The 20155-nt window shown below is 66.4% G+C and carries 20 protein-coding genes and 1 pseudogene; 15 read left to right on the forward strand and 6 right to left on the reverse strand.

All coding sequences use genetic code 11. From position 1 onward, the window contains the following. Positions 1-13: 13 nt before the first annotated feature. Positions 14-912 (forward strand): annotated as a pseudogene (locus NA8_RS33030) (IS5 family transposase). 209 nt (positions 913-1121) lie between these two features. Here the strand turns inward: NA8_RS33030 and NA8_RS22160 are convergent. Further along, positions 1122-3377, reverse strand: coding sequence for a SulP family inorganic anion transporter (locus tag NA8_RS22160; protein ID WP_063052274.1), 2256 nt, complete (start codon positions 3375-3377; stop codon positions 1122-1124). Positions 3378-3966: 589 nt separating this feature from the next. Between NA8_RS22160 and NA8_RS34445 the strand changes: the two genes are divergently transcribed. The 3 genes from NA8_RS34445 (at position 3967) to NA8_RS22175 (ending at position 6479) form a co-directional block, all read left to right on the forward strand. Then, positions 3967-4140 (forward strand): hypothetical protein, encoded by a 174-nt coding sequence (locus NA8_RS34445; RefSeq protein ID WP_169810541.1) that lies wholly within the window; start codon positions 3967-3969, stop codon positions 4138-4140. 487 nt (positions 4141-4627) lie between these two features. Beyond that, the gene (locus NA8_RS33035; protein WP_169810542.1) at positions 4628-4963 is read left to right on the forward strand and encodes a MarR family winged helix-turn-helix transcriptional regulator; all 336 of its coding nucleotides are present in this window, start codon (positions 4628-4630) and stop codon (positions 4961-4963) included. A 295-nt stretch (positions 4964-5258) separates the two neighbouring features. Further along, entirely contained in the window at positions 5259-6479 is a 1221-nt protein-coding gene (locus tag NA8_RS22175) for a PucR family transcriptional regulator (RefSeq protein ID WP_157106843.1), read from the forward strand. 122 nt (positions 6480-6601) lie between these two features. On the opposite strand, the gene NA8_RS33940 is transcribed toward NA8_RS22175, so the two are convergent. Beyond that, entirely contained in the window at positions 6602-7414 is an 813-nt protein-coding gene (locus NA8_RS33940) for a hypothetical protein (RefSeq protein WP_157106844.1), read from the reverse strand. Between the two features lie 351 nt (positions 7415-7765). After that, positions 7766-8473 carry a DUF2306 domain-containing protein gene (locus NA8_RS22185; protein ID WP_084466998.1) on the reverse strand — a complete coding sequence of 236 codons (708 nt, stop codon included), beginning with the start codon at positions 8471-8473 and terminating at the stop codon, positions 7766-7768. An 82-nt stretch (positions 8474-8555) separates the two neighbouring features. Here NA8_RS22185 and NA8_RS22190 point away from each other — a divergent pair, with 82 nt between their 5' ends. The 7 genes from NA8_RS22190 to NA8_RS22220 all read left to right on the forward strand — a co-directional run bounded on the left by NA8_RS22190 (position 8556) and on the right by NA8_RS22220 (position 15136). After that, complete coding sequence (locus NA8_RS22190; RefSeq protein ID WP_084466999.1) at positions 8556-9281, forward strand: TetR/AcrR family transcriptional regulator; 726 nt, start codon at positions 8556-8558, stop codon at positions 9279-9281. Between the two features lie 250 nt (positions 9282-9531). After that, entirely contained in the window at positions 9532-9909 is a 378-nt protein-coding gene (locus NA8_RS22195) for a VOC family protein (protein ID WP_063052280.1), read from the forward strand. Positions 9910-10093: 184 nt separating this feature from the next. Continuing rightward, positions 10094-10723 (forward strand): helix-turn-helix domain-containing protein, encoded by a 630-nt coding sequence (locus NA8_RS22200; protein WP_063052345.1) that lies wholly within the window; start codon positions 10094-10096, stop codon positions 10721-10723. 403 nt (positions 10724-11126) lie between these two features. Continuing rightward, entirely contained in the window at positions 11127-12398 is a 1272-nt protein-coding gene (locus tag NA8_RS22210) for a PucR family transcriptional regulator (RefSeq protein ID WP_245663948.1), read from the forward strand. Positions 12399-12492: 94 nt separating this feature from the next. Beyond that, positions 12493-13875: an ABC1 kinase family protein gene (locus NA8_RS22215; protein WP_063052347.1), complete on the forward strand. Its 1383-nt coding sequence runs from the start codon at positions 12493-12495 to the stop codon at positions 13873-13875. Between the two features lie 97 nt (positions 13876-13972). Further along, positions 13973-14119: a hypothetical protein gene (locus tag NA8_RS33945; RefSeq protein WP_157106846.1), complete on the forward strand. Its 147-nt coding sequence runs from the start codon at positions 13973-13975 to the stop codon at positions 14117-14119. A 39-nt stretch (positions 14120-14158) separates the two neighbouring features. Continuing rightward, a complete protein-coding gene (locus tag NA8_RS22220; protein WP_063052282.1) occupies positions 14159-15136 on the forward strand; it encodes an NAD-dependent epimerase/dehydratase family protein in 978 nt (325 codons plus the stop codon). A 37-nt stretch (positions 15137-15173) separates the two neighbouring features. Here the strand turns inward: NA8_RS22220 and NA8_RS22225 are convergent, their stop codons facing one another. Further along, entirely contained in the window at positions 15174-15737 is a 564-nt protein-coding gene (locus NA8_RS22225; protein WP_063052283.1) for a PadR family transcriptional regulator, read from the reverse strand. Positions 15738-15859: 122 nt separating this feature from the next. On the opposite strand from NA8_RS22225, the gene NA8_RS22230 reads away from it, so the two are divergent. Beyond that, positions 15860-16276, forward strand: a complete 417-nt coding sequence (locus NA8_RS22230; RefSeq protein ID WP_063052284.1) for a nuclear transport factor 2 family protein — start codon at positions 15860-15862, stop codon at positions 16274-16276. After that, positions 16273-17151: an SGNH/GDSL hydrolase family protein gene (locus NA8_RS22235; RefSeq protein WP_084467001.1), complete on the forward strand. Its 879-nt coding sequence runs from the start codon at positions 16273-16275 to the stop codon at positions 17149-17151. Before NA8_RS22230 ends, NA8_RS22235 begins: the two co-directional genes overlap by 4 nt. A 29-nt stretch (positions 17152-17180) precedes the next feature. Here the strand turns inward: NA8_RS22235 and NA8_RS22240 are convergent, their stop codons facing one another. Beyond that, positions 17181-17570, reverse strand: a complete 390-nt coding sequence (locus NA8_RS22240; protein WP_063052285.1) for an RICIN domain-containing protein — start codon at positions 17568-17570, stop codon at positions 17181-17183. Positions 17571-17580: 10 nt separating this feature from the next. Then, a complete protein-coding gene (locus NA8_RS22245; protein WP_063052286.1) occupies positions 17581-17772 on the reverse strand; it encodes a hypothetical protein in 192 nt (63 codons plus the stop codon). A gap of 129 nt (positions 17773-17901) precedes the next feature. Between NA8_RS22245 and NA8_RS22250 the strand changes: the two genes are divergently transcribed. Next, positions 17902-18258 (forward strand): hypothetical protein, encoded by a 357-nt coding sequence (locus NA8_RS22250; protein ID WP_063052287.1) that lies wholly within the window; start codon positions 17902-17904, stop codon positions 18256-18258. A gap of 394 nt (positions 18259-18652) precedes the next feature. Then, on the forward strand, positions 18653-20110 hold the full coding sequence (locus NA8_RS22260) for a flavin-containing monooxygenase (RefSeq protein WP_063052289.1): 1458 nt from the start codon (positions 18653-18655) through the stop codon (positions 20108-20110). Positions 20111-20155: the final 45 nt, after the last annotated feature.

Below are 20155 nucleotides of genomic sequence, written 5' to 3' on the forward strand. Positions count from 1 at the left end.
TCGGTGGTGCATCATGTCCGCTGTGTCGAGGCTGGCGGTTGATCGGTATCAGGTGTTGACGGACAAGCAGTGGGAGTTGCTGGAGCTGCTGTTGCCGAAATCCGAAGGGCGGGTGGGTCGTAACTTCGCCAACAACCGGCTGGTGGTGGAGGGGATGCTGTACCGGTTGCGGACGAGTTCGCCGTGGCGGGACCTGCCGCGGGAGTTCGGGCCGTGGCAGACGGTGTGGAAGCGGCATCGGCGCTATGCCGCGGACGGCACATGGGATCGGGTGCTGACCGCGCTGCTGGCGTTGGCCGATACCACTGGTGATCTGGACTGGGTGGCCTCGATCGACTCCACGATCGTGCGGGTGCACCAGCACGGCGCGGGCGCCAGGCACGACTCGGTGTCGGGTTTATGAACCTGCTGATCACGCGATAGGGCGTTCACGGCGGTTTGACGAGCAAGGTCCATCTGGTCGCCGATGGTCATGGCCGTGGCCTGGCGGTGCTGCTCACACCCGGCCAGGTCGGCGATGCACCGATGCTCGCGCCGTTATTGGAGGCGGTGGCGGTGCCCCGCCTCGACGGCGGTCCGCCACGGCGCAACCCGCAGGTAGTGATCGCCGACAAGGCGTACTCCTCGGCCGCCAACCGCGCCTTGCTGCGGCGCAAACGTATCCGCACCGTCATTCCCGAACGATCCGACCAGCTCGCCCACCGCAAACGCAGAGGCCGCCGTGGTGGGCGGGCACCTGATTTCGATCGGGAAACCTACAAACGGCGCAACGTCATCGAACGTGCCTTCAACAAGGCCAAACACTGGCGTGCGGTGGCCACCCGGTATGACAAGTTGGCCATCACCTACCGCGCCGGAGTCGTCCTGGCCCTGATAGTCGAATGGCTCAAGTCATTGGGAGACACAACCTAGGGAGATGGTCACGCATGGGAGTCCAGCCCGGACTCCGAAGGGCACCGCCAGGAAACCGCGGAAGCGATGCGATGACGGAGGAAGACCCGACCAGGAGCGTTGGCCGGAGCACCGCCGTATCGGTTGGGCTCACCCTTGCAGCGGCGTACGCCGCAATTCGGCTGTCGACGTGTGGTCCGGATGACGTTGCCACCACCATGGGCGCGAGTTCATCGGACGGACCGGCGAACTCGCCCCCGACCGGTCACCATGGCAGGCTCGGCGACCTGGTCAGTGAATTCGCTGACGCCGTCGGCGGTGACCTCGAGCATGCAGGCGGTGGAGATGTCGAAGAACAGGCCCGATACCGTCAGGCTTCGGGCAGCGGCGGCCCGACAGATCACCGGGTGGCGTTGCAGGATCTCGAGCTGAACGGCGACGTTGACCATGCTCAGCTGTGCGGTTTCGTCATAACCGGCGGCCGCCGCGGCCGCCCGCACCGGGTGCCCGGCGCGGTAGGCATCCAGGCTCGGGCGGGCATGGGCGAGCCAGGTGTCCAGTCCCGGTCCGGCGGAGGCGTCGGCCAGCAGGGCCTTCATGGCACCGCAGGAGGAATGGCCGCACACCACCACGTTGCGCACCTTCAAGTTGTCCACCGCGAAGGACAGGGCCGCCTCGACCGACGCGTCCGATCCGTCCGCGGGGTGCAGGTTGCCGACGTTGCGAACGGTGAACAGGTCACCAGGACCGCTGTTGGTGATCACATTGGGCACGATGCGCGAGTCGGCACAGGTGAGAAACAGTGAGTGCGGATCTTGCCGGTCACGCAGCTGGTCCAGGTGCGGCCGGATCACGTGGGCGTGGCTGCGATGGTAGGCGACCACGCCGGCGGCGACCGCGTCGCCGTTTCGGTCGCGCCACGGAACGAGCACCTCGTCGAGCATCCCGCGCGCCCGGCCGCGCCGAGGCGGGCCGGTCCTGGCATGTTCCATGCGCACGGTACCGATCTCGGCGAATTCCACCTTTCCACCGGCGCTTTCGTGCTGGCGGGCCCAATCGTGGATGGCCTCGTAGCCGGCGTGGTCGAGGAAGTCGACGGTCAGCTCGACAAGTACGTCGGTACCGGTCGGCGCCATGGCCAGCTTCTTGGTCAGCTTCGGCAGTGCCAGGAACGTGCACGTGCCCTCGACGCGGACGATCCAGCGGTCGGTGCCCGCCACCGGTGTGACTTGCACCGATACCTTCACCACTCGCCACAGCAGCATCGCGAACGCCATAGCCAGGCCGATCAGCACGCCCTCGAGCAGGTTCAGAAACACCACTCCGCCCATGGTCACCGCGTATACCGCCAGGTCGCCGGTGCGATGGGCAAGCCGGATATGGGCCAGCTTCACCAGCTGGACCCCCACCACGACGAGCAACCCGGCCAGCGCCGATTTCGGGACCTGCTGCACGACGCCGACGAGCGCGATGGAGAACACCAGAATCCACACGCCGTGCAGAATCGCCGAGGACTGGGTGCGCGCACCGGCGGCCACGTTGGTGGAGCTGCGCACGATCACGCCCGTGACCGGAAGTCCACCGAGCATGCCGGAGGTCATGTTGGCCGCGCCCTGAGCCACCAGCTCGCGGTCGAAGTCGGTACGCCTGCCAGTGTGCAGCTTGTCCACGGCCACCGCCGACAGCAGGCTCTCCACGCTGGCGATCAAGGCGATGGTGAGCACCGCCGACACCGCCCCGCCCCAATTGCCGCTGGGCAGGGCGGGCAGGCCGATGGCGTCGAACAGCGAGCTGTCGATCTTGATGCGGCCCGGATCGCCAGGAAGCACTAGCGACAGCACCGTAGTCATCAGCACCGCCACCAATGGGCCCGAGATCAGGCGAACCTTCACGGGTACCCGGCGCCAGGCGACAATGATGCCGATGACCATCACGCCGATGACGAAGTCGTCACCGTGCGCGTTCAGCAGCTGACCGGGGAGTTCGGTGATGTTCTCGAAGGCCGAGCTGCGCGACGCACCGCCCAGCAGCACGTGCACCTGCTGCAGCGCGATGGTGACACCGATACCGGCGAGCATGGCATGCACGAGGACCGGCGCAATCAGCAGCGCGGCACGCGCGATCCGGCTCAAACCGAACAAGATCTGCAACAGGCCGGCCGCAGCGGTAATGAAACAGGTTGTCTTCCAGCCGAACTGGTGGATCGTCTCGGCGACGACCACGGTGAGGCCTGCCGCCGGACCGCTGACCTGCAGCGGGCTCCCACCGAGAAGGCCCACCACGATGCCACCCACAGCGGCGGCGATCAGACCGGCGGCAATAGGGGCGTCCGAGGCGATGGCAATGCCCAGCGACAACGGCAGGGCGACAAGGAACACCACGATCGAGGCGGGCAGATCATGGCGGGAGATCGACGAAAGCCGGTCGAACCAGGGGCTCCCCGATGAAGCGGCCGATATAGGGGTCGCATCGGTGTCGGTGGACATATTTCTCCTTCACCAGGCCCACGGGCCGGTCCGGTCGGTCGAACATGTTCTCCAGGCATCGAACGAAGCTGCGGGACGACGGTTCCGAGATACCAGTGTCCGGCAGCCTCTCCGGCATAAGGAGTTTTCCAATACCAACGTAAGGCAAAAGTGCAGCGAAGAACCGGCCGAACAAAAATTTGTGACCGGCGCTATTCCGAGGGGCAGCGTCTTCCTCGACGTCACAACGCGCCACGGCAAAAGTCGGTTTCAGAAATTAGTTTTCATGTGACGGTGCGCACGCCGCTGTGCAGAAGGTTCGCCTGATAGCAAGGCACCGGGCGTAGCACGGCGGGCCATCGGTCGACGTCGGCATATTCGATGTCGGTGACGAAATATCACAAGCAATGGACATAACTGTTGTGTACATTCGGGTCACAGTTAGTATTGGTGCCACTGCTTGCTGTGATGATCTACGACGACTGCGGAAATAGTTGATCTAGAAATCCAAAGTCTGGAAAACGACGTGCAACGACCATCGAGTTCGTGATCTGATCGCTCCGTCCCGAACCCGGGAAATTTCTCCATGAACACGACTGAGGATGACTGTATGAACTCGAGAATTATCCGCCCACTCGCCGTCGTCGCATTCGCGCTGTCCGCCACCGCCCTCGGCGTCGGCACGGCCTCGGCAGATACCTCCGCAGCCACCCCGGTCGCGGGCTCGGTGGAGGTGTGCGTACCCATCCCGGTGGGCCCTGTCGAGCTGAGCTTCTGCCTGTAGTCGGCTAGCTCGAGTGGCACGCGGCGGTGCCGACATGGTTCATGGTGAGCACCACGGCGCGCTTTCCGGTTCGAAGCCGTCACCGCCGCGCAGCCTGCACAGCAAGATCGATCCGGCGGCAGGCTGAGCGGCTGCAGGCAGGACGCACCGGAGACCGCGCGCGTTGGACACCAGCCCTCGCCGATCCGGTTGCCGAAGAGCCGGATCGGCGCGGCGATCAGGCGAACAAGCCCGAACACCGGCACGGTCACCGAGCGCGTCGAGGGCCGCCTGGGCGGCGCATCGGCCCTCGACGCGACCAAGCACCAGGCAGACGGTGTCTAGGCCGAACGCCACCCACAAATCGCTTCCGGTCAGGTGAGTTAGGAGTTGCATTTTGGCCGTTGATGCCGCGGATGCCACGGCACTGGCCGCCACGGCGGCGCGCCTGCGCATTGCATTGACCGTGATTTTGCGCCGCATCCGGAGGGATCCGAGTGAGTGTCGATTGTCCGCGACGCAGTGGGCGGTGCTGGGACGCTTGCATCGATGCGGAGCCATGGCCGCGGTCGATCTGGCTCGCCTGGAGATGTTGCGCCCGCAGACGATGCGCAATGTCATCGACGGGTTACGAGATCAAGGGCTGATCGTCGGCGTACGCGACCCGATCGACGGACGCCGCGTGAACCTGATGCTCACCGACGACGGCCTGGCTTGGGCGCGCGGACAACAAGGGGCACCGAACGATACTCTCGCGCGGGTTCTCTCGGAGAGCTCGCCGTCCGGCGAACTGAACAAGGTGCACGAAGCGCTGGATCTACTGGAGAAGATCGCCTACGGGTGATCCACCCATGCCGTGCGTCGCCGGCGGCAGGCGAGCGCACGGCCGCTAGGTGCGCTGCGCGGCTCACCATCCTCTCGGCAAATCAGGTCGAGGCTCCAGCCGACCGTCATTGTGAACTATCACTATCGCTTGCTGATCGCCCCTCCCGAAATTCACGTTACTCGAAGTAAACCGTCCCTCTGAATCTTACCCTGGCTATTCTGGAGCAATAGTGCAGTTCACGGGGGTGAAAGGAAGTTCGGCTATGCCTGTCACCTCCCCGCGCCGGCAAGGGCTCACTGTATCCGGCCAGCCCATGTCTTTGCCGTTGAAAGACGTGCGCGCCCTATCGCGACAGATGGTTGGCCATTTCGTCGAAACCGTTGCCCCCTGCGGCACCTTGCCCGGTGACGCGATCCACGGCGACATCACCGTCATCACCCGCGTGTGCTTAGAACTGGCAATCAGCATTCTGGACGGCAGCAACATTCCGGAGAAGACCGAACAGCTCGAGGACGCCGCAGCCCAGTGGGCTCGCGAGGGCGTGCCCATTGGTACCATTCACCACGCCATCCACGAGGGCTTCAAGATCGGCTTCGACCTGGTGGTGTCCGCCACCTCGGCCCGGCAGCGGGCCTCCGCCTCGGCCGACACCGAGCCGATGCTCACTCCCAGCCTGGCCGACTATCAAAGCATCCTCGACGGCGCCAAACTCGTCGTCGAAATGCTCGACACCATGACCACGGCGGTCTCGACGGCCTATGTGCGCGAACTGCGCGCGGTCGTGTCGGAGCACCACACCGCGGTGCACACGCTCACCTCGGCGCTGCTCGGGGGGCACCCCACCTCCACCATGGCCCGCGAGTGTGGCATCGACATCTCCGACCGCTATCGCGTAATAGCCCTCGCCATTCCGCCCCACCCGGACGAGTCCAACCCGATGCTGGACGCGAAAGTCGTTGCCCGCCGCAAACTCCGGCGCGTGCAGGCGGAACTGGCTACCCGCTGCGACGACACAGTGCTGTCGCTGCTGTCGATCGACGGCGGCACCCTGCTCATTCCCGCCGATCACATCACCAAGGGCGCCTTGAAGGACCTGATCGGGCATCTGTCGCGGGCAGGCCGCGTGCCCATCACCGCCGCAGCGGTCACCGCCACCACCGACGCTGTGCCCACCGCCGCCGATCAAGCCCACGAACTACTCGACATGGTCACCCGATTGCGGTCGGTGCCCGACCTGTATCACTTCGCCGATCTGGCCCTGGAATACCAGCTCACCCGCCCCGGTGCCGCCCGTGAGCATCTCGGGTCGCTGCTCGATCCACTGGACGAGCATCCCGAACTGCTGGAGACCTTGCAGGTCCATATCGCGCACAACCTGAACCGCCAGCGCACTGCGCGGCTACTGCACGTACACACCAACACCGTTGACTACCGGCTCAAGCGGATCGGTCAGCTCACCGGATTCGATCCCACCATGGCGTGCGGGCTGTGGCATCTGCGTTCGGCATTGGTTGCCCGCACTTACCGAACGTAAGCAGGTGCGGGTGGGCGGGTGCGGAATTACTCCCGCCGATCAGCGTCTACCGTTCCCGCCGCAGAACGGTGTCGCCCGCGCTGGAGGCGCCACCGATCGAAGGATTCCACGATCCGGTACGCCTACGATTTGCGGACGAGGAGATTTTGCGTTTTCTCCCCCGTTACCGCACCGCCGCCGGCCGATGGCAATCGCGCCACAGAATCAGCGGAAACTCGACCGCGACAACGGTCGGAATCGCTCTCGAAGTCAACGGGTTGGAAACAGAAATGGATGATATGCGACGAACCGAAGCTGGCGGATTGCGTGCGACATGGCGACCGTTTCAGAACCACCTGATCTCCATCGTCGCAGTCCATGAAACATCCAGTGCCACGCCGATCGTATCCTTCGGCCCCGAGGACTTTCCGGATCTCGCACAAGCACGAGAACTCCTTCCGGAAATGGCCAAGTTGTGGGACGCAGTACGCCACGACTTCTGGAGCAAACTCATTCCACCGCAACCGCGGTGTCGACAATTGCGATGGAGGTGATCTCGACACTGCTGCGTGCACATCGGGTTGCCAACCGACGACCACCGCCATGCGGATCGAAGTGACGCAGCCCGGCAGGGCAAGGGCCGCCCTCAGCAACCCTACGCTGAACTGTTCAGCCACTTGGCCTACGTTGCCGCGTAGTACTTCAAAGTATGACGCCAAACCTCGACACACAGCGGTGAGCATGAACCCGAGGCCGTTCATCCGGATCGGCGGGGATCTACGCGCCCGGCAGTCGCCGACTAGTCGAACGATGAAGCCCAGATCGCGCAGGATCACCGGCTGTATCTCCGCGATGAGCGGAATCGTTCGCGCCCGTTTACCTTTCGTGCCCTGTTCGGCGACGTCGTGCGCGAGCGCCCACGTCCGGTCGGAGACGCCGACGAGCAACCGCGCCAAGCTGCAGATCGCCGAGCGCGTGGCGGCGCCGGGCGTACGCCACCCGGGCGGGATCTTCCATGGCATCGATCGGGAAGATCACCCGGCTGCGCAGACCGGCCGCGAGCTGACGCTCGTATCCGGCCCGTGTGCGCCAGAAGGGGCTGTGGCGTGGATCGGCCTGGATCGACAGCAACTCATCCGGTTCCCGGGCCGGCAATACTGGACGCACCGCCCGGATTCCGCACCGCCGGGCAGGAATTCGGCGGTCCCCGCCGGCTTGCCGTGCGGGCGCCGCCGTGCGGTTGCGCTCTTGGAGCAGCCACCGGTACACCCACTCCTGGCCGGGGGTCAGCCCCAACCGGTCCAGGGTCATCGCGGCTGACTCACCGGTCGGGGCCGCCGCTCCAGCCACCACTGTGCGATCAGCAGCGACAGCGTCCATCCCAGCCAGGTGCCGATGCCGGCGATGGTCTGGACGAGCAGTGTCTCGTCACCGTGGAAGGTCGTGTCGAGGCGGGGATCCAGCACGAGGAACAGAATCGCCCCCAGGACGCGGTTGAGCACGATCGACAGGGTCAGCGCGAAGCTACGGATCATCCACCGGCGGTGGTCGCCGAATCGACGGCGGCGGGCCATCCGCCAGCCGGCGATCGTAGTGAGCAGCCACAGGACCGACAGCATCACGTTGCTGACCCGGGCGACGAGTCCGAACGGGCTCGTCGCGCCGATCACCAGACCGGTCAGCCCGGCCGGCAGTACCCCGGCGACGACATAGACGCGGCCCAGGCCGCGGTGCAGCCCCGGATAGGTTCGGCGAAACCACGGCCACACCTGAAAGCCACAGACCAGGATCGCCACCGAACCGCAGACGACATGGGCCACCAGCAGGGGGTAGTGCAGCGCGAAGCCGGGGTCGGGGACTCGGGACAGCGACCGGTCGAAGGTGAGATAGGGCGGCAAGGAGAACGCGACGAAGGCGAAGACCAGAACCAGCAGCGGTCCGGTCCACGGTCGCTGCCACCAGGTTCTGCGGGGCGGCGGGGGAACGGGAGGCGAGTGGCGGGTCGAAACACCCATGGTGGACCATCCGGGAAGCCGAGACGACAAGTACTGCGTACAAACTACGCGTAGCGTATGCCATACGCAATAAGGAGGGACTGTGACCGATGAACTGCCACCGGTGGCACGGCTGCTGTGGTCCGGCCACCGGCCGACCGGCCGCGGGCCGAAACCGGCTCTCACCCTCGACCGCATCGTCACCGCGGCCGTGGAGGTGGCGGACGCGGATGGGATCGGGGCGCTGTCGATGCAGCGTGTCGCCAAGCAGCTGGGCGCGGCGACCATGTCGCTGTACCGGCATGTGCCCAGCAAGGACGACCTGGTCTCGCTGATGTTCGACGCGGTGATGGGTGATCCGCCCCGCTTGCCTGCCGACGACTGGCGAGCGGCGCTGCGACAATGGGCAGGCGCGACCAGGGAGCTGTATCTGCGCCATCCGTGGGTGCTGGTGGTCGGCACCGGCAATCGGTTCATGGGACCGAATGAAGCCGCCTGGGGCGAGGCCGCCATGCGTGCCCTCCTGGACGGCGGGTTGCCCCGGGCGGTCGTCACCGAGGCGCTGTTATCGGTCAGCGCGTTCACCAGTGGGGTGACCCGGCTCGAGATCGATCCCGCCCTCGGGCGCGACACGGCCGGCCACACCGGGCCGGTGCTCGATCCAGCCGTGTTCATCGAATTCGGCGGGCCGGATCGGTTTCCCGCCCTGGCGGCGGTCGCCGCCGCGGGATCGCCGGACGACCGTGGCGCGGACGCCGGGACCGGATCGGTGTTCGCATTCGGGCTGGCGGCGCTGCTCGACGGCATCGCCGCGCTCCTGCGCGAGTGACCCCGCACGCTCTCCTTCCGCGGAACCGGCGGCTTGGCCGGCTTCGCCCGATGGGCTACGCTGTGCGGCGATGACAACCGGGACGGCATTGCGCCACACACGGATTGGTTACCCGGCGCTCTTCTGAGCGCCGTTCGGGCCGTCCACGGCCCCGACCGGCTGTTCGATCGAGGACCTCGCGCCGGTGCGCGGGCTCCACCTCCGTCGTGATGATCACACCCTTCACAGATCGATCACGACAGGAGAAATCATGCCCGCACGCTTCAATCACACCATCATCGCGGCGAAGGATCGCCACGAGTCCGCGGCCTTCTTCCGCGACCTCTTCGAGTTCGCCGAAGCCCCTTCGTGGGGAGTGTTCACCAACCTGCTCTGCGAGGACGGGGTGCTGCTGCAGTTCGCCGAACCACCGGTCGAGGACATCCAGATGCAGCACTACGCCTTCCTCGTCGACGACGAGCTGTTCGAACGGGCCTACGGCAAGCTGCGGGAGCGGGGTATCGAACACGCGGCCGACCCGTTCTTCCAGCGGCCGGGTACCACCAACACCGAACACGGCGGACGCGGGGTCTACTTCCGTGACCCTGCCGGGCACGGGATCGAGATGATCACCCGCCCATATCTGTGACCTGCCGCCGATATCGTTGCGACCCCGCGCTTTGCGTTCCGCGCGGCCGGGGTCGCGACGCGGCTCCACCGGATCTGAGCGGCATTTCGGAGATTGTGGATCCACCTAGTCGTTACGCCGACGACTGCGCTGACGCTCAGTAACATGAGCATTGCTCATTTTCCATGATCAGCAGGAGAGCGTGATGCCGCCGAAGGCTGTCGGTCAGCGCCGTCGTCCGACACAGGAGCGTGCGAAGGCGACCAGGGAGCGCATTCTCGATACGGCCGCGCGGTTGTTCGGCGAGCGCGGGATCGCCAATACCTCGACCAACCGGATCGCGGCGGAAGCCGGTGTCAGCATCGGGACGGTCTACCGCTACTTCGCCGATCGCGCCGTCCTGGTCGAGGAGTTGCTCGAGCGGCTGCTCGAGACCATCGAGCGGCGCTTCACGCAGCAGGTGTTCAACTTGTCGGAGAAATCGATCCAGCAGATCGTCATCGACATTCTTCAGGTGATCACCGCGGAACTGGTCGCGAACGCGCAATTGGTTCGCGCGCTGGTCGGTGGAGTGCAGTTCTACAGCAGTGGTATCCCGGAGTTCGAGCCGCGGCTGCGTCTGCTGGTCAAGGTGATGTTGATCCAAATTCTCGGCCCGGGAGACGATCACGAGTACGACGTGATGACGTTCGTCTTCATCAACACCGGCTTCGCGGCGGTCCTGCGCGCGTCGGCCCTGGATGTGGACAGTCATGCCCGCACGGCGGCAATCGAGATGACCGGACGGATGATCGGCGCATGGCTCGAGGCCGAAGCCAGGGTTACCGCCGTGTGACAGATGCCTGCGCGGCACGGCGACGATTTTCGCCGACGGCCGCACATGGGCATTGCGCGGTCGCCTGCCGTTCCAGGACGCACTGGGCCGGCACTTCTCCATCACCGATGGGACAACGGAGTTGTCCACGACGTCCGGTGCGGTGTGGGAAAGTGAGCAGATCACCATGTTTCGGCTCCGGAACACTCCCGAGTCCGCGGCCGCATTCCAGTTTCTCCTGTTCAGAGCTGTTTTGCGGTTATCGGTTGGCTCGACGAAAGCGGAGTAGTAGCTGATCGAGGACTCGGATTACCGTTGATGACGAGGTGAACAACCGGTAACGCCGAGGCGCAGCACAATTGCTCCTCCGGGGACGGTTCGAGCATGGACGCGGCCGCGCATGTGCGGTGGCGAGGAGGCACACGTGATCATCGAAGACATCGCTCACCCTGCGATCGATCCGGAAGGGCAGCCGGTCATCCGGCCGCTGCGCGATGTGCACCGACTCGCCCGCGAAGTGGTCGCACACGTCGCCGAGACGGCGGCGCCCTGCCGCACGCTGCCGGGTGGCGCGGTCGGCGCCGACGTCGCCGAGGTGGTCCGTGCGTGCATGCAGTGGGCCGTCCACCGATTGGACGGGCAGGCGGTGCCGGACCGCATCGATTGTTTGCAGGTCGCGGCAGCGGGATGGGCGCGCGAGGGGATTCCGGTCGACGCCGTCCTGCACGCGGTTCACGTGGGGTTCAAGTTCGGGCTCGGCCTGCTGTTCGGCGACCGTGGATCCACGCATCGCATCGACATCTCCACCGGCACCGCGACCATACTGGAGTTGCTGAATCTCCTGACCTCGACGGTCAGCAAAGCCTACGTCCGCGAATACAAGGCCATCGCCGCCGAACACCACGCCGCGGTGCACACCCTGACCTCGGCGCTGCTGGGCGGGCACGCGACCTCCGCGATGGCCCGCGAATGCGGGATCCCCCTCGCCGAAGAGTATTTCGTGCTCGCCCTCGCCGTGCCCGCGCATCCCGACGAAAGCCATCCCCGGCTCGACAGTCAGGTCGTCGCGCGACGCAAGCTCCGCCGCCTCCAGGCCGCGCTCGCGGGCCTGTTCGATGACCGAGCACTGTCGCTGCTTTCGGTCGACGGGGGAACCATCCTCATTCCCTGTACTCGGCCAGGAGATCCCGGCCTGGACGACATAGACCTCGACAAGGTCGTCGCGACACTCTCCGGCGCCGCGCAAGTGCCGGTCACCGCCGGCGTCGTGTCCGCAGGTCCCGACGGGGTCTCCGCCGCGGCTGTTCAAGCGCACGAACTGCTGGACACGGTGCAACAACTGGGACGTGGGCCAGGGCTGTACAGGTTCGCCGAGCTGGCGCTGCACTATCAACTGACCCGCCCCGGAGTCGGCCGAGACCAGCTCCGCACACACCTCGCCCCGCTGATGGACCATCCGGAGCTGTTGGAAACCCTGCGGACTCATCTCGACACCGGCATGCACCGCTTGCGCACCGCGCGGCGACTGCACGTTCATCCGAACACCGTCGATTACCGGCTGCGGCGCATCGCGCAGCTCACCGGCCTCGACCCCGCCGACGGCAGAGGCCTGTGGTACCTGCGGTCGGCGCTCATCGCCTCGTCCGTCAGCGACCGTCCGAGCGAAGTACCGGCTGGCACCCGCCGCCCGGCCTGAAGAAGCACCCGTCGCCGGTCGACAAGCGGCGGACGGGCTGCGAAGAATACGGACGTGCGGCATCGGCGGCACGAATCTCATGGAGGTGCATGCGGTGGCCGGACGGGTACCCAAAGGTCGCCTGGCGAGAAGCGGCCGCCTCGGCGGCCTGGCCGCTGGGCAGGCGGTACGCGGGGTCGGGACCCGGCTGTCGATGATCGGCAGAACCGAGGAAGCCCGGCGGGTTCTCGCCGAGCGCTCGACGCTGCAGACGGCGCAGCAACTCGTCACGGTGCTCGGCGCCATGAAGGGCGCGGCGATGAAGCTGGGGCAGATGCTGTCGGTTCTCGAGGTCGACCTCGTGCCCGAATCGCACCGTGAGCTGTTTCGCACCAAGCTCGCCGAACTGCGGGATCGCGCGCCGGTAGTGCCGTTCGCCGCGATGAAGCAGGTGATCGAGAACGACCTCGGGCCGTTGGCGCGCGTGTTCGCCGACTTCGACGAGACACCGATCGCCGCGGCGTCGATCGGGCAGGTGTATCGGGCCCGGTTACGCGACGGACGCACCGTAGCGGTCAAGGTGCAATATCCGGGGGTTGACGCGGCGATCCACGCGGACATGCGCAATCTGGAAGTGCTCGGCAAGCTGTGGAAAACCGTTTTGCCGAGCGCGGCCGACACCGCCGTGCTGGACGAGATCGCCCGCAACATCGGCAACGAACTCGACTACCCGCGCGAAGCACGGACCCAGCACCGGGTAGCGATGCGCTACCGCGACCATCCCTTCATCACCGTTCCCGACAGCATCGAAGAGCACTGCACGCGAAGCATTCTCGTCTCCGAGTACGTCGACGGCGGCGATTTCCAGGGGATTCGATCATTGCCCGCCGACGAACGCGATCGCCTCGGTGAGTTGATCTACCGCTTCTACATCAGTGCGCTGTTCAGCGACAACGAGTTCTGCGGCGACCCGCATCCGGGCAACATCCTGCTCGCCGCCGACGGCCGGCTGGCGTTCGTCGATTTCGGGCTCTACGACCACATGGACCCCGTGCACGTGGACTTCGAGCGCGCGTGTCTGCGGGCCGCCGGTGAACATCGCGCCCGAGACCTGTACGACGCCTGGGTCGGACGCGGCATCATCGATCCGGACGCGGGAGTCACCACACAGGAATGCCTGGATTATGTGTGGGCCGCCGCGGGATGGCACCTGCTCGACGAACCGATCACCATCACGCCCGAGGTCGCCACCGGCGCCGTCATACTCGCCATCGACCCGCGAGCCGCCGAGTTCAGAGGTATGCGCCACCAACTACTCCCGGCCGAGCACGTCTTCTCGCGCCGCGCGGACCTGTTCACCTTCGCCGCGCTCGGCCAGCTCCACGTCACCAACAACTGGCATCGACTCGCGCGGGAGTGGCTCTACCACGAGCCCGCCACCACCGACATCGGCCAGGAGATCGAGCAGTGGCAACGCGACCGGGAACACCGAGCGTGACCCCCACGTCACCGGACCGGCGCCTGGCACGGCACCCGACGGACATGCGGTGGCGCGCACTCCGCGTGAAGTCCACGCCGATGGGTAGCCCACGGGCGTGACCGAACCCGGAAACGAGAACGCACCCGAACTGGGCGACCAGACCGACACATCCCACCCTGACGACCTCGATTTCGAGGCCCGCGAAACCCCCGAGAACGAGGACGTGAACGAAGAGGCGGGCACCGTCGAACCACCCGACTGAGCACGGTTTCGCTTACGGCGGCCGGGGAATTCCGGCCGCATGGGTATCACTGTCGCCGTCACCGGGCCGACCGGCGAGATCGGCATCTCCGCCGTCTCCGCACTCGAACAGGACCCGGCGGTGGACCGGATCGTCGGAATGGCCCGCCGGCCGTTCGACCCTGCGGCACACGGGTGGACCAAGACCGAGTACCGGCGCGGCGACATCCTCGACCGAGCCGCCGTGGATGCCCTGGTCGCGGATGCCGACGTGGTGATCCATCTGGCGTTCGTGATCATGGGCTCGCGGGAGGAGAGCGCGCGGGTGAATCTCGCGGGCACCCGCAATGTCTTCGAGGCGACGGTGGCCGCCGAGCGGGTCCGTCGCCTGGTCTACACGTCCTCGGTCGCCGCCTACGGCTACCACCCGCGTAATCCCTCCCCCATCACCGAAGACGTGCCGCCCGATGGCTCGCCCGAGCACTACTACTCCGAGCAGAAGGCCGCGTGCGAGGCGGCGCTCGCCGAGATCACCGCCGGCTCCGGTCTCGAGGTGTTCGTGCTGCGGCCGTGCATCGTGGCCGGACCGAAAGCGCCGGCTCTGCACGACCTGCCATGGGAGAAACTTCCCGGCCCGCTGCGCACTCTGGCCCGCTCGAACCCGCTGTTCAAACCGGTGATTCCCGACCCGGGCCACCCACTGCAACTCGTCCACCACGACGACGTGGCCGCCGCCATCGCGCTGGCCGCCACCGCGGCGGCGCCGCCCGGCGCCTACAACATCGCGGGCGATGGCACCCTCACCCTGTCCGAGGTCGTCGCCGCGCTGGGCGGCAGGCCGGTGCGCGTTCCCGCGGTCGCCGCCACCGCCGCGTCCGCCGCCCTCGCTCGCCTGCCGTTCGTGCCCGCCACGCTCGAATGGCTGCACATCGTCCGCACTCCCGTGGTCATGGACACCAGCCGCGCGAAGCGGCAGCTCGGCTGGGCGCCCGCGCATACCTCCGCGGAGACCCTCGCGGCACTCGCCGCCGCCCGCTGAGCCGCGCGATCCGGCGTCCGGACGTCGTCGCGGATCGCTACGCGTGCGCGGCTATCCGCCGGTCGATCACCAACAGGGCGAACTCCGCCCAGCGGACGTTCTCCTGTTCGAAGGAGATGCCACGCAGCAGGGTGAGATACGGGCCGACTCGTTCGGCCTCGGCGAGATACGCCTGTTCGCTGCGGCCCTTCAGCAACCGGGTGCGCAGCCGTTCGTATCGCGCCAGCTTCGCCTTCGACCAGTCCAGGCGCTCGGCCACCGTGGCGCGCACCGCCGCGGCGTCCTCGACGTCCATGCCCTGGACCTTCACCATCATCTCGTCGCGGATGGCGGTGGGTTTAGCGGGCTCGGCGACGAACTCGTGCAGCGCCGCCCGTCCGGCGGGGGTGATGGAGTGCAGGCGCTTGTTGGGGCGGCGCTCCTGGTGAACGATCCGGGTCTCGATGAGACCGTCGGCCGCCATGCGTTCCAGTTCCTTGTACAGCTGTTGGGGCGTGGCCATCCAGAAGTTCGCCACCGAAGCGTCGAACCCCTTGGCCAGGTCGTAGCCGGACGCCTCGCCTTCCAACAGGGCGGCCAACACCGCGTGACGTAGCGCCATCCACCCAGGCTAGCACCGGATGCGAATAATCAATTAGTTGTCCTGCGAACCCTAGACATCCCGCGTGAGCCGCAACTACTGTTCAGTTCACCTATTCAACTTCTTGACTATGCGAGGTGCACATGCATCCCTTCCGGGCAGCCGTGGAGGCCCGCGATGAGGCCGCCATCGAGGCACTACTGGCCGACGACGTCGTGTTCACCAGTCCGGTGGCGTTCAAGCCCTATCCGGGCAAGGCCATCACCGCCGCGATCCTGCGCGCGGTGATCCGGGTCTTCGAAGACTTCCGCTACGTACGCGAGATCGCCGATGCCGACGGCCGCGATCACGCGTTCGTCTTCGAGGCCACCGTCGACGGGAAGCAACTGACCGGCTGTGACTTCCTGCATTTCGACGATGACGGCAAGATCGACGATTTCACCGTCATGGTGCGCCCGCTGTCGGCCGCACAGGCCCTGGCCGCGCGCATGGGCGAGCAGTTCGAGCGCATCAAGGCCGAAGCCACCGCACAGCTCGAGGGTGAGGCGAGCGGAGCATGAGCGACTACGACGCCGTGGCGGGCAGCGCCGAGCCGACCGCCGCGGCGCCGTTGCATCGTGCCGGCGCTCGCACACCCGCGACCCGCGGCGGTTACTCCCGGTATGTCGCTCTCGGCGACAGTCAGACCGAAGGCGTCGGCGACGGCGATGACCGGATCGGAGTGCGCGGTTTGGCCGACCGCCTCGCCGAACGGCTCACCCAGGACAATCCCGACTTGCACTACGCCAATCTCGCGGTCCGCGGCAAACTCGCCCGGCAGGTCCACGCCGAACAACTCGACGCCGCACTCGCGCTGCGACCGGACCTCGCCACCGTCATCGCCGGGGTCAACGACCTCCTGCGGCCGGGATTCGACGCCGACGAGGTCGCCGGCCACCTGGACGCCATGTTCGCCGCGCTCACCGCGCAGGGCGCGGTCGTGGCCACGGTGACCTTCCCTGACATCGCGCGCATCACCCCCCTCGCCCGGCCGTTCGGCACCCGCGTCACCGCGCTCAACCTGCGCATCCGCGACTCCGCCGCGAGCCACGGCGTCATCGTCGCCGAAACGGCGCGCCACGCCGTGGTCACCGATCCCCGTCTCTGGAGCCCCGACCGGCTGCACGCCAGTCCGCTCGGGCATCAGCGCATAGCCGACGCTCTGGCGCACGCGCTGCGCCTGCCGGGCGCCGACGACGGCTGGACCAGCCCCGTGCGGCCACCACTGGCGCCACGAGGCGCCCTCTTCGCCGCCGCATACGAACTACGCTGGGCGGCAACCTTTCTCGGCCCATGGCTACGACGCCGGGTCACCGGACGCTCCTCCGGTGACGGACGCACCGCCAAACGCCCCCGGCTACGCCCGGTTCGCGACCATCGGAACGCGACGGAATAGCCGCGATCGGCGCGGCGAAACCACGCCGGTCATATTTTTCTGAATATCCACTTCTCCCGGTCGCTTTCTCGATTGATCAGCAACTGTGGTTGATTGTTCAGGACGACGCCGATGACGAATTCGTCGTCGCTGGTGGCGATCGGGGATATCTCGGGAAACTCGGGCATGTCCCAGCCGCAATGCTCGTCGGCGCACAGCAACCGCCCATCCGCACGATTCGCCGTGAGGTGCCCGCCGGTTTTCTTGTTGACGATGTCGAAGTCGCCCTCTTCGGGATTGGCCGGGCACGTCCACAGTTGGGCGTCGTCGGCGGCGGCACGTTGTTGCATGGTCACACTGTCCGCGCTGCCGTCGACCGCGAGTGCTTGGCCGGTTTCATAGTTGATGATTTGATATGTGGTGGCAGTCTTCTCAACCATGGTCTCGTCCTCACTGTGTGAGCGCACCGCTACCGAGCTCGACACCGCCGGTGACGCTGCGCTGATCTCGTAGTCGTCGTCCGAGGCGAATCACCGGGAGCAAGTACAGCAGAATCGGCGCCACGCCGGAGCGAATTCCATCAGCCGTGACCTGATCGCCGTTGTCTCCCGCCGCTCGATTCGGAATCACGCGGTAATTCATCCGAAAAAGGTGAGGGAAGCCCCCGTTGCGCGTTCATATGCTGCGAAGCGGCGCGAGAATCACTGCCATCCACCGACGTTCGCGCCGATTTCTCGGACCCCGCGTGCACGATCCGAAGGGAGACGACCGATGACCGGAACCGGCATGGACGCCAAGCGAAAGACCGTATCTCTGTCATCGCTGACCGAGGGGGCGCCTGCCGAGCGAAGCTCGCCCGGCTGGTACAAGCTGTACAACGACACGGATATGTATGTCTCGGTCTACCGGCAAGAATGGGACAAGCCCAAATCGCTGTTCATTCTCGCTCCCGGCCAGACCAGCTCGGAGTACGAGGCCGGGCACGAGATCTACATCCTCTGGATAACGAACGTCGGCACCGAGTCGACGCCGATCACCTGGGACAGTTCCGGCGGGTTCAGCTGCGAGTACGTGCAGAGCGGCTACACGCAATCGAACCAAGTGAACAACGTGAGCTCCTTCCAGTAGGTGACGGCCACGATGTCGCTGTGATGTCCTGGCCGGAGAGCGAGTTCCCGTACCGGTTGCCGCGGACGCTGGGCGGCACCGTCCCGGTCGGCTTCGGGTGTCGCCGTTCGAGGTCAGCGTGACGGCGCCGCACCGAGGCTTTGGCGGTGAACTACGCGAAGCGCTCGACCTCGCCTGAGCGGGTGCGGTCGAGGTGCACTGTCGAAACCTTCGCCATGGACGAGGCGCGGCTGGTCTACCAGCGGTTGCACGAAGGAAAGATCACCGGGCGTGCGGTGATCCTGCCCACGGATGAGCCGGAGGGGAGGGATCGGCCGACGATTGGCCGAAAGTGTGGATTTTCTGACCTCAGGTGTTTGGCATAGGTCTTTGTCGAGGTCATAGCGTTGTCGCCATGAGCACACCTTCGATCGTCATCATCGGCACCGGATTCGGCGGGCTCGGCATGGCGATGGAACTGCAGCGTGCGGGCCTGCACGATTTCACGATCCTGGAGCGGGCCGAGGACGTCGGCGGCGTCTGGCGAGAGAACACCTATCCGGGCGCGGGCTGCGACATCCCCTCGCCGCTGTATTCCTATTCCTACGCGCCGCGCACCGACTGGCCGAAGCGATTCTCCCAGCAGCCCGACATCCTCGCCTATCTGCGCGGCATCGCCCGCGATCACGACCTGCTGCCCAAGATCCGCTTCCGCAGCGAGGTCACCGAGGCCGAGTTCGACGACGCCACGGGACGGTGGACCGTGCGCACCGCCGACGGCGCCCAGCTGACCTGCGATGTGCTGATCTCCGCGGTCGGGCAGCTCTCCCGGCCCGCGCTGCCGAACATTCCCGGTGTGGAGAGCTTCCGCGGCACGGCCTTCCATTCCGCCGAATGGGATCACGAGGCCGACCTGACCGGCAAGCGGGTGGCGGTGATCGGCACGGGCGCCAGCGCGGTGCAGTTCGTACCCGCGATCGCGCCCTCGGTGGCGCATCTGACGCTGTTCCAGCGCTCGGCGGCGTGGATCATGCCGAAGCCGGACGTCGAGTACAAAGCGTGGCATCATCGCGCCTTCCGGCTGCTGCCGGTCACCCGCCTCACCGAGCGCTTCGCGTTCTGGCTGTTCTGCGAGTTCCTCTCCCTGGGCATCGTCGACGTGCCGGTCATCCGCAAGCTGGTGACGCGGATCGGCCTGCGGCATCTGCGGCGTCAGGTGGCGGACCCGGGTCTGCGGGCCCAGCTGACCCCGGATTATCCGGCCGGCTGCAAGCGCGCATTATTCTCCAACGACTACCTGCCCGCGCTCACCCGGCACAACGTGACGGTGGAGACCACCGCGATCACCGAGATCACCGCGGAGGGCGTGCGCACCGCCGACGGTGCGCTGCACGAGGTGGACGCCGTCATCTACGGCACTGGGTTCAAGGGCACCGAATTCCTCTGGCCCATGCGGATCTCGGGCCGGGGCGGGCGCAAGCTGGCCGACGAGTGGTCGCAGGGCGCTCGGGCGTATCAGGGCATCACGATGCCCGGCTATCCGAACTTGTTCCTGATCTACGGCCCGAATACCAACCTCGGTGTCGGCTCGATCGTCTACATGATCGAATCGCAGGCCCGCTACATCCGCCAGGCCGTCCAGCGTCTCGCCGAACGCCCCGGCCACGTGCTCGAGGTTCGTCCCGAAGTCGAGGCCCGCTTCGATCGCCTGCTGCAGCAGCGTCTCGACCGCACGCCGTGGAACTTCTGCTCGAGCTGGTACCGCAACGCGGCCGGGCGGATCACCAACAACTGGCCGGGCACCGTCACCAGCTACCGGTGGCGCACTCGCAAGCTCGACGCCGCGGACTTCGAAACGAGGAAAGTCGCTTGACCCGGCCCGCCTCGTCCGCGGCAACAACTTCGACAACTGGTGGAG

This window comes from Nocardia arthritidis NBRC 100137 (assembly GCF_001612765.1).
GTDB lineage: Bacteria > Actinomycetota > Actinomycetes > Mycobacteriales > Mycobacteriaceae > Nocardia > Nocardia arthritidis.

What these genes read in the sequence shown, in the direction of transcription:
- NA8_RS22160 (WP_063052274.1), bottom strand. Translation starts at nt 3,377, where the DNA reads ATGTCCACCGACACCGATGCGACCCCTATATCGGCCGCTTCATCGGGG.
- NA8_RS22245 (WP_063052286.1), bottom strand. Translation starts at nt 17,772, where the DNA reads ATGAATTACCGCGTGATTCCGAATCGAGCGGCGGGAGACAACGGCGAT.
- NA8_RS22240 (WP_063052285.1), bottom strand. Translation starts at nt 17,570, where the DNA reads ATGGTTGAGAAGACTGCCACCACATATCAAATCATCAACTATGAAACC.
- NA8_RS22175 (WP_157106843.1), top strand. Translation starts at nt 5,259, where the DNA reads ATGTCTTTGCCGTTGAAAGACGTGCGCGCCCTATCGCGACAGATGGTT.
- NA8_RS22220 (WP_063052282.1), top strand. Translation starts at nt 14,159, where the DNA reads ATGGGTATCACTGTCGCCGTCACCGGGCCGACCGGCGAGATCGGCATC.
- NA8_RS22235 (WP_084467001.1), top strand. Translation starts at nt 16,273, where the DNA reads ATGAGCGACTACGACGCCGTGGCGGGCAGCGCCGAGCCGACCGCCGCG.
- NA8_RS22195 (WP_063052280.1), top strand. Translation starts at nt 9,532, where the DNA reads ATGCCCGCACGCTTCAATCACACCATCATCGCGGCGAAGGATCGCCAC.
- NA8_RS22200 (WP_063052345.1), top strand. Translation starts at nt 10,094, where the DNA reads ATGCCGCCGAAGGCTGTCGGTCAGCGCCGTCGTCCGACACAGGAGCGT.
- NA8_RS22185 (WP_084466998.1), bottom strand. Translation starts at nt 8,473, where the DNA reads ATGGGTGTTTCGACCCGCCACTCGCCTCCCGTTCCCCCGCCGCCCCGC.
- NA8_RS22250 (WP_063052287.1), top strand. Translation starts at nt 17,902, where the DNA reads ATGACCGGAACCGGCATGGACGCCAAGCGAAAGACCGTATCTCTGTCA.
- NA8_RS34445 (WP_169810541.1), top strand. Translation starts at nt 3,967, where the DNA reads ATGAACTCGAGAATTATCCGCCCACTCGCCGTCGTCGCATTCGCGCTG.
- NA8_RS22260 (WP_063052289.1), top strand. Translation starts at nt 18,653, where the DNA reads ATGAGCACACCTTCGATCGTCATCATCGGCACCGGATTCGGCGGGCTC.
- NA8_RS22230 (WP_063052284.1), top strand. Translation starts at nt 15,860, where the DNA reads ATGCATCCCTTCCGGGCAGCCGTGGAGGCCCGCGATGAGGCCGCCATC.
- NA8_RS22225 (WP_063052283.1), bottom strand. Translation starts at nt 15,737, where the DNA reads ATGGCGCTACGTCACGCGGTGTTGGCCGCCCTGTTGGAAGGCGAGGCG.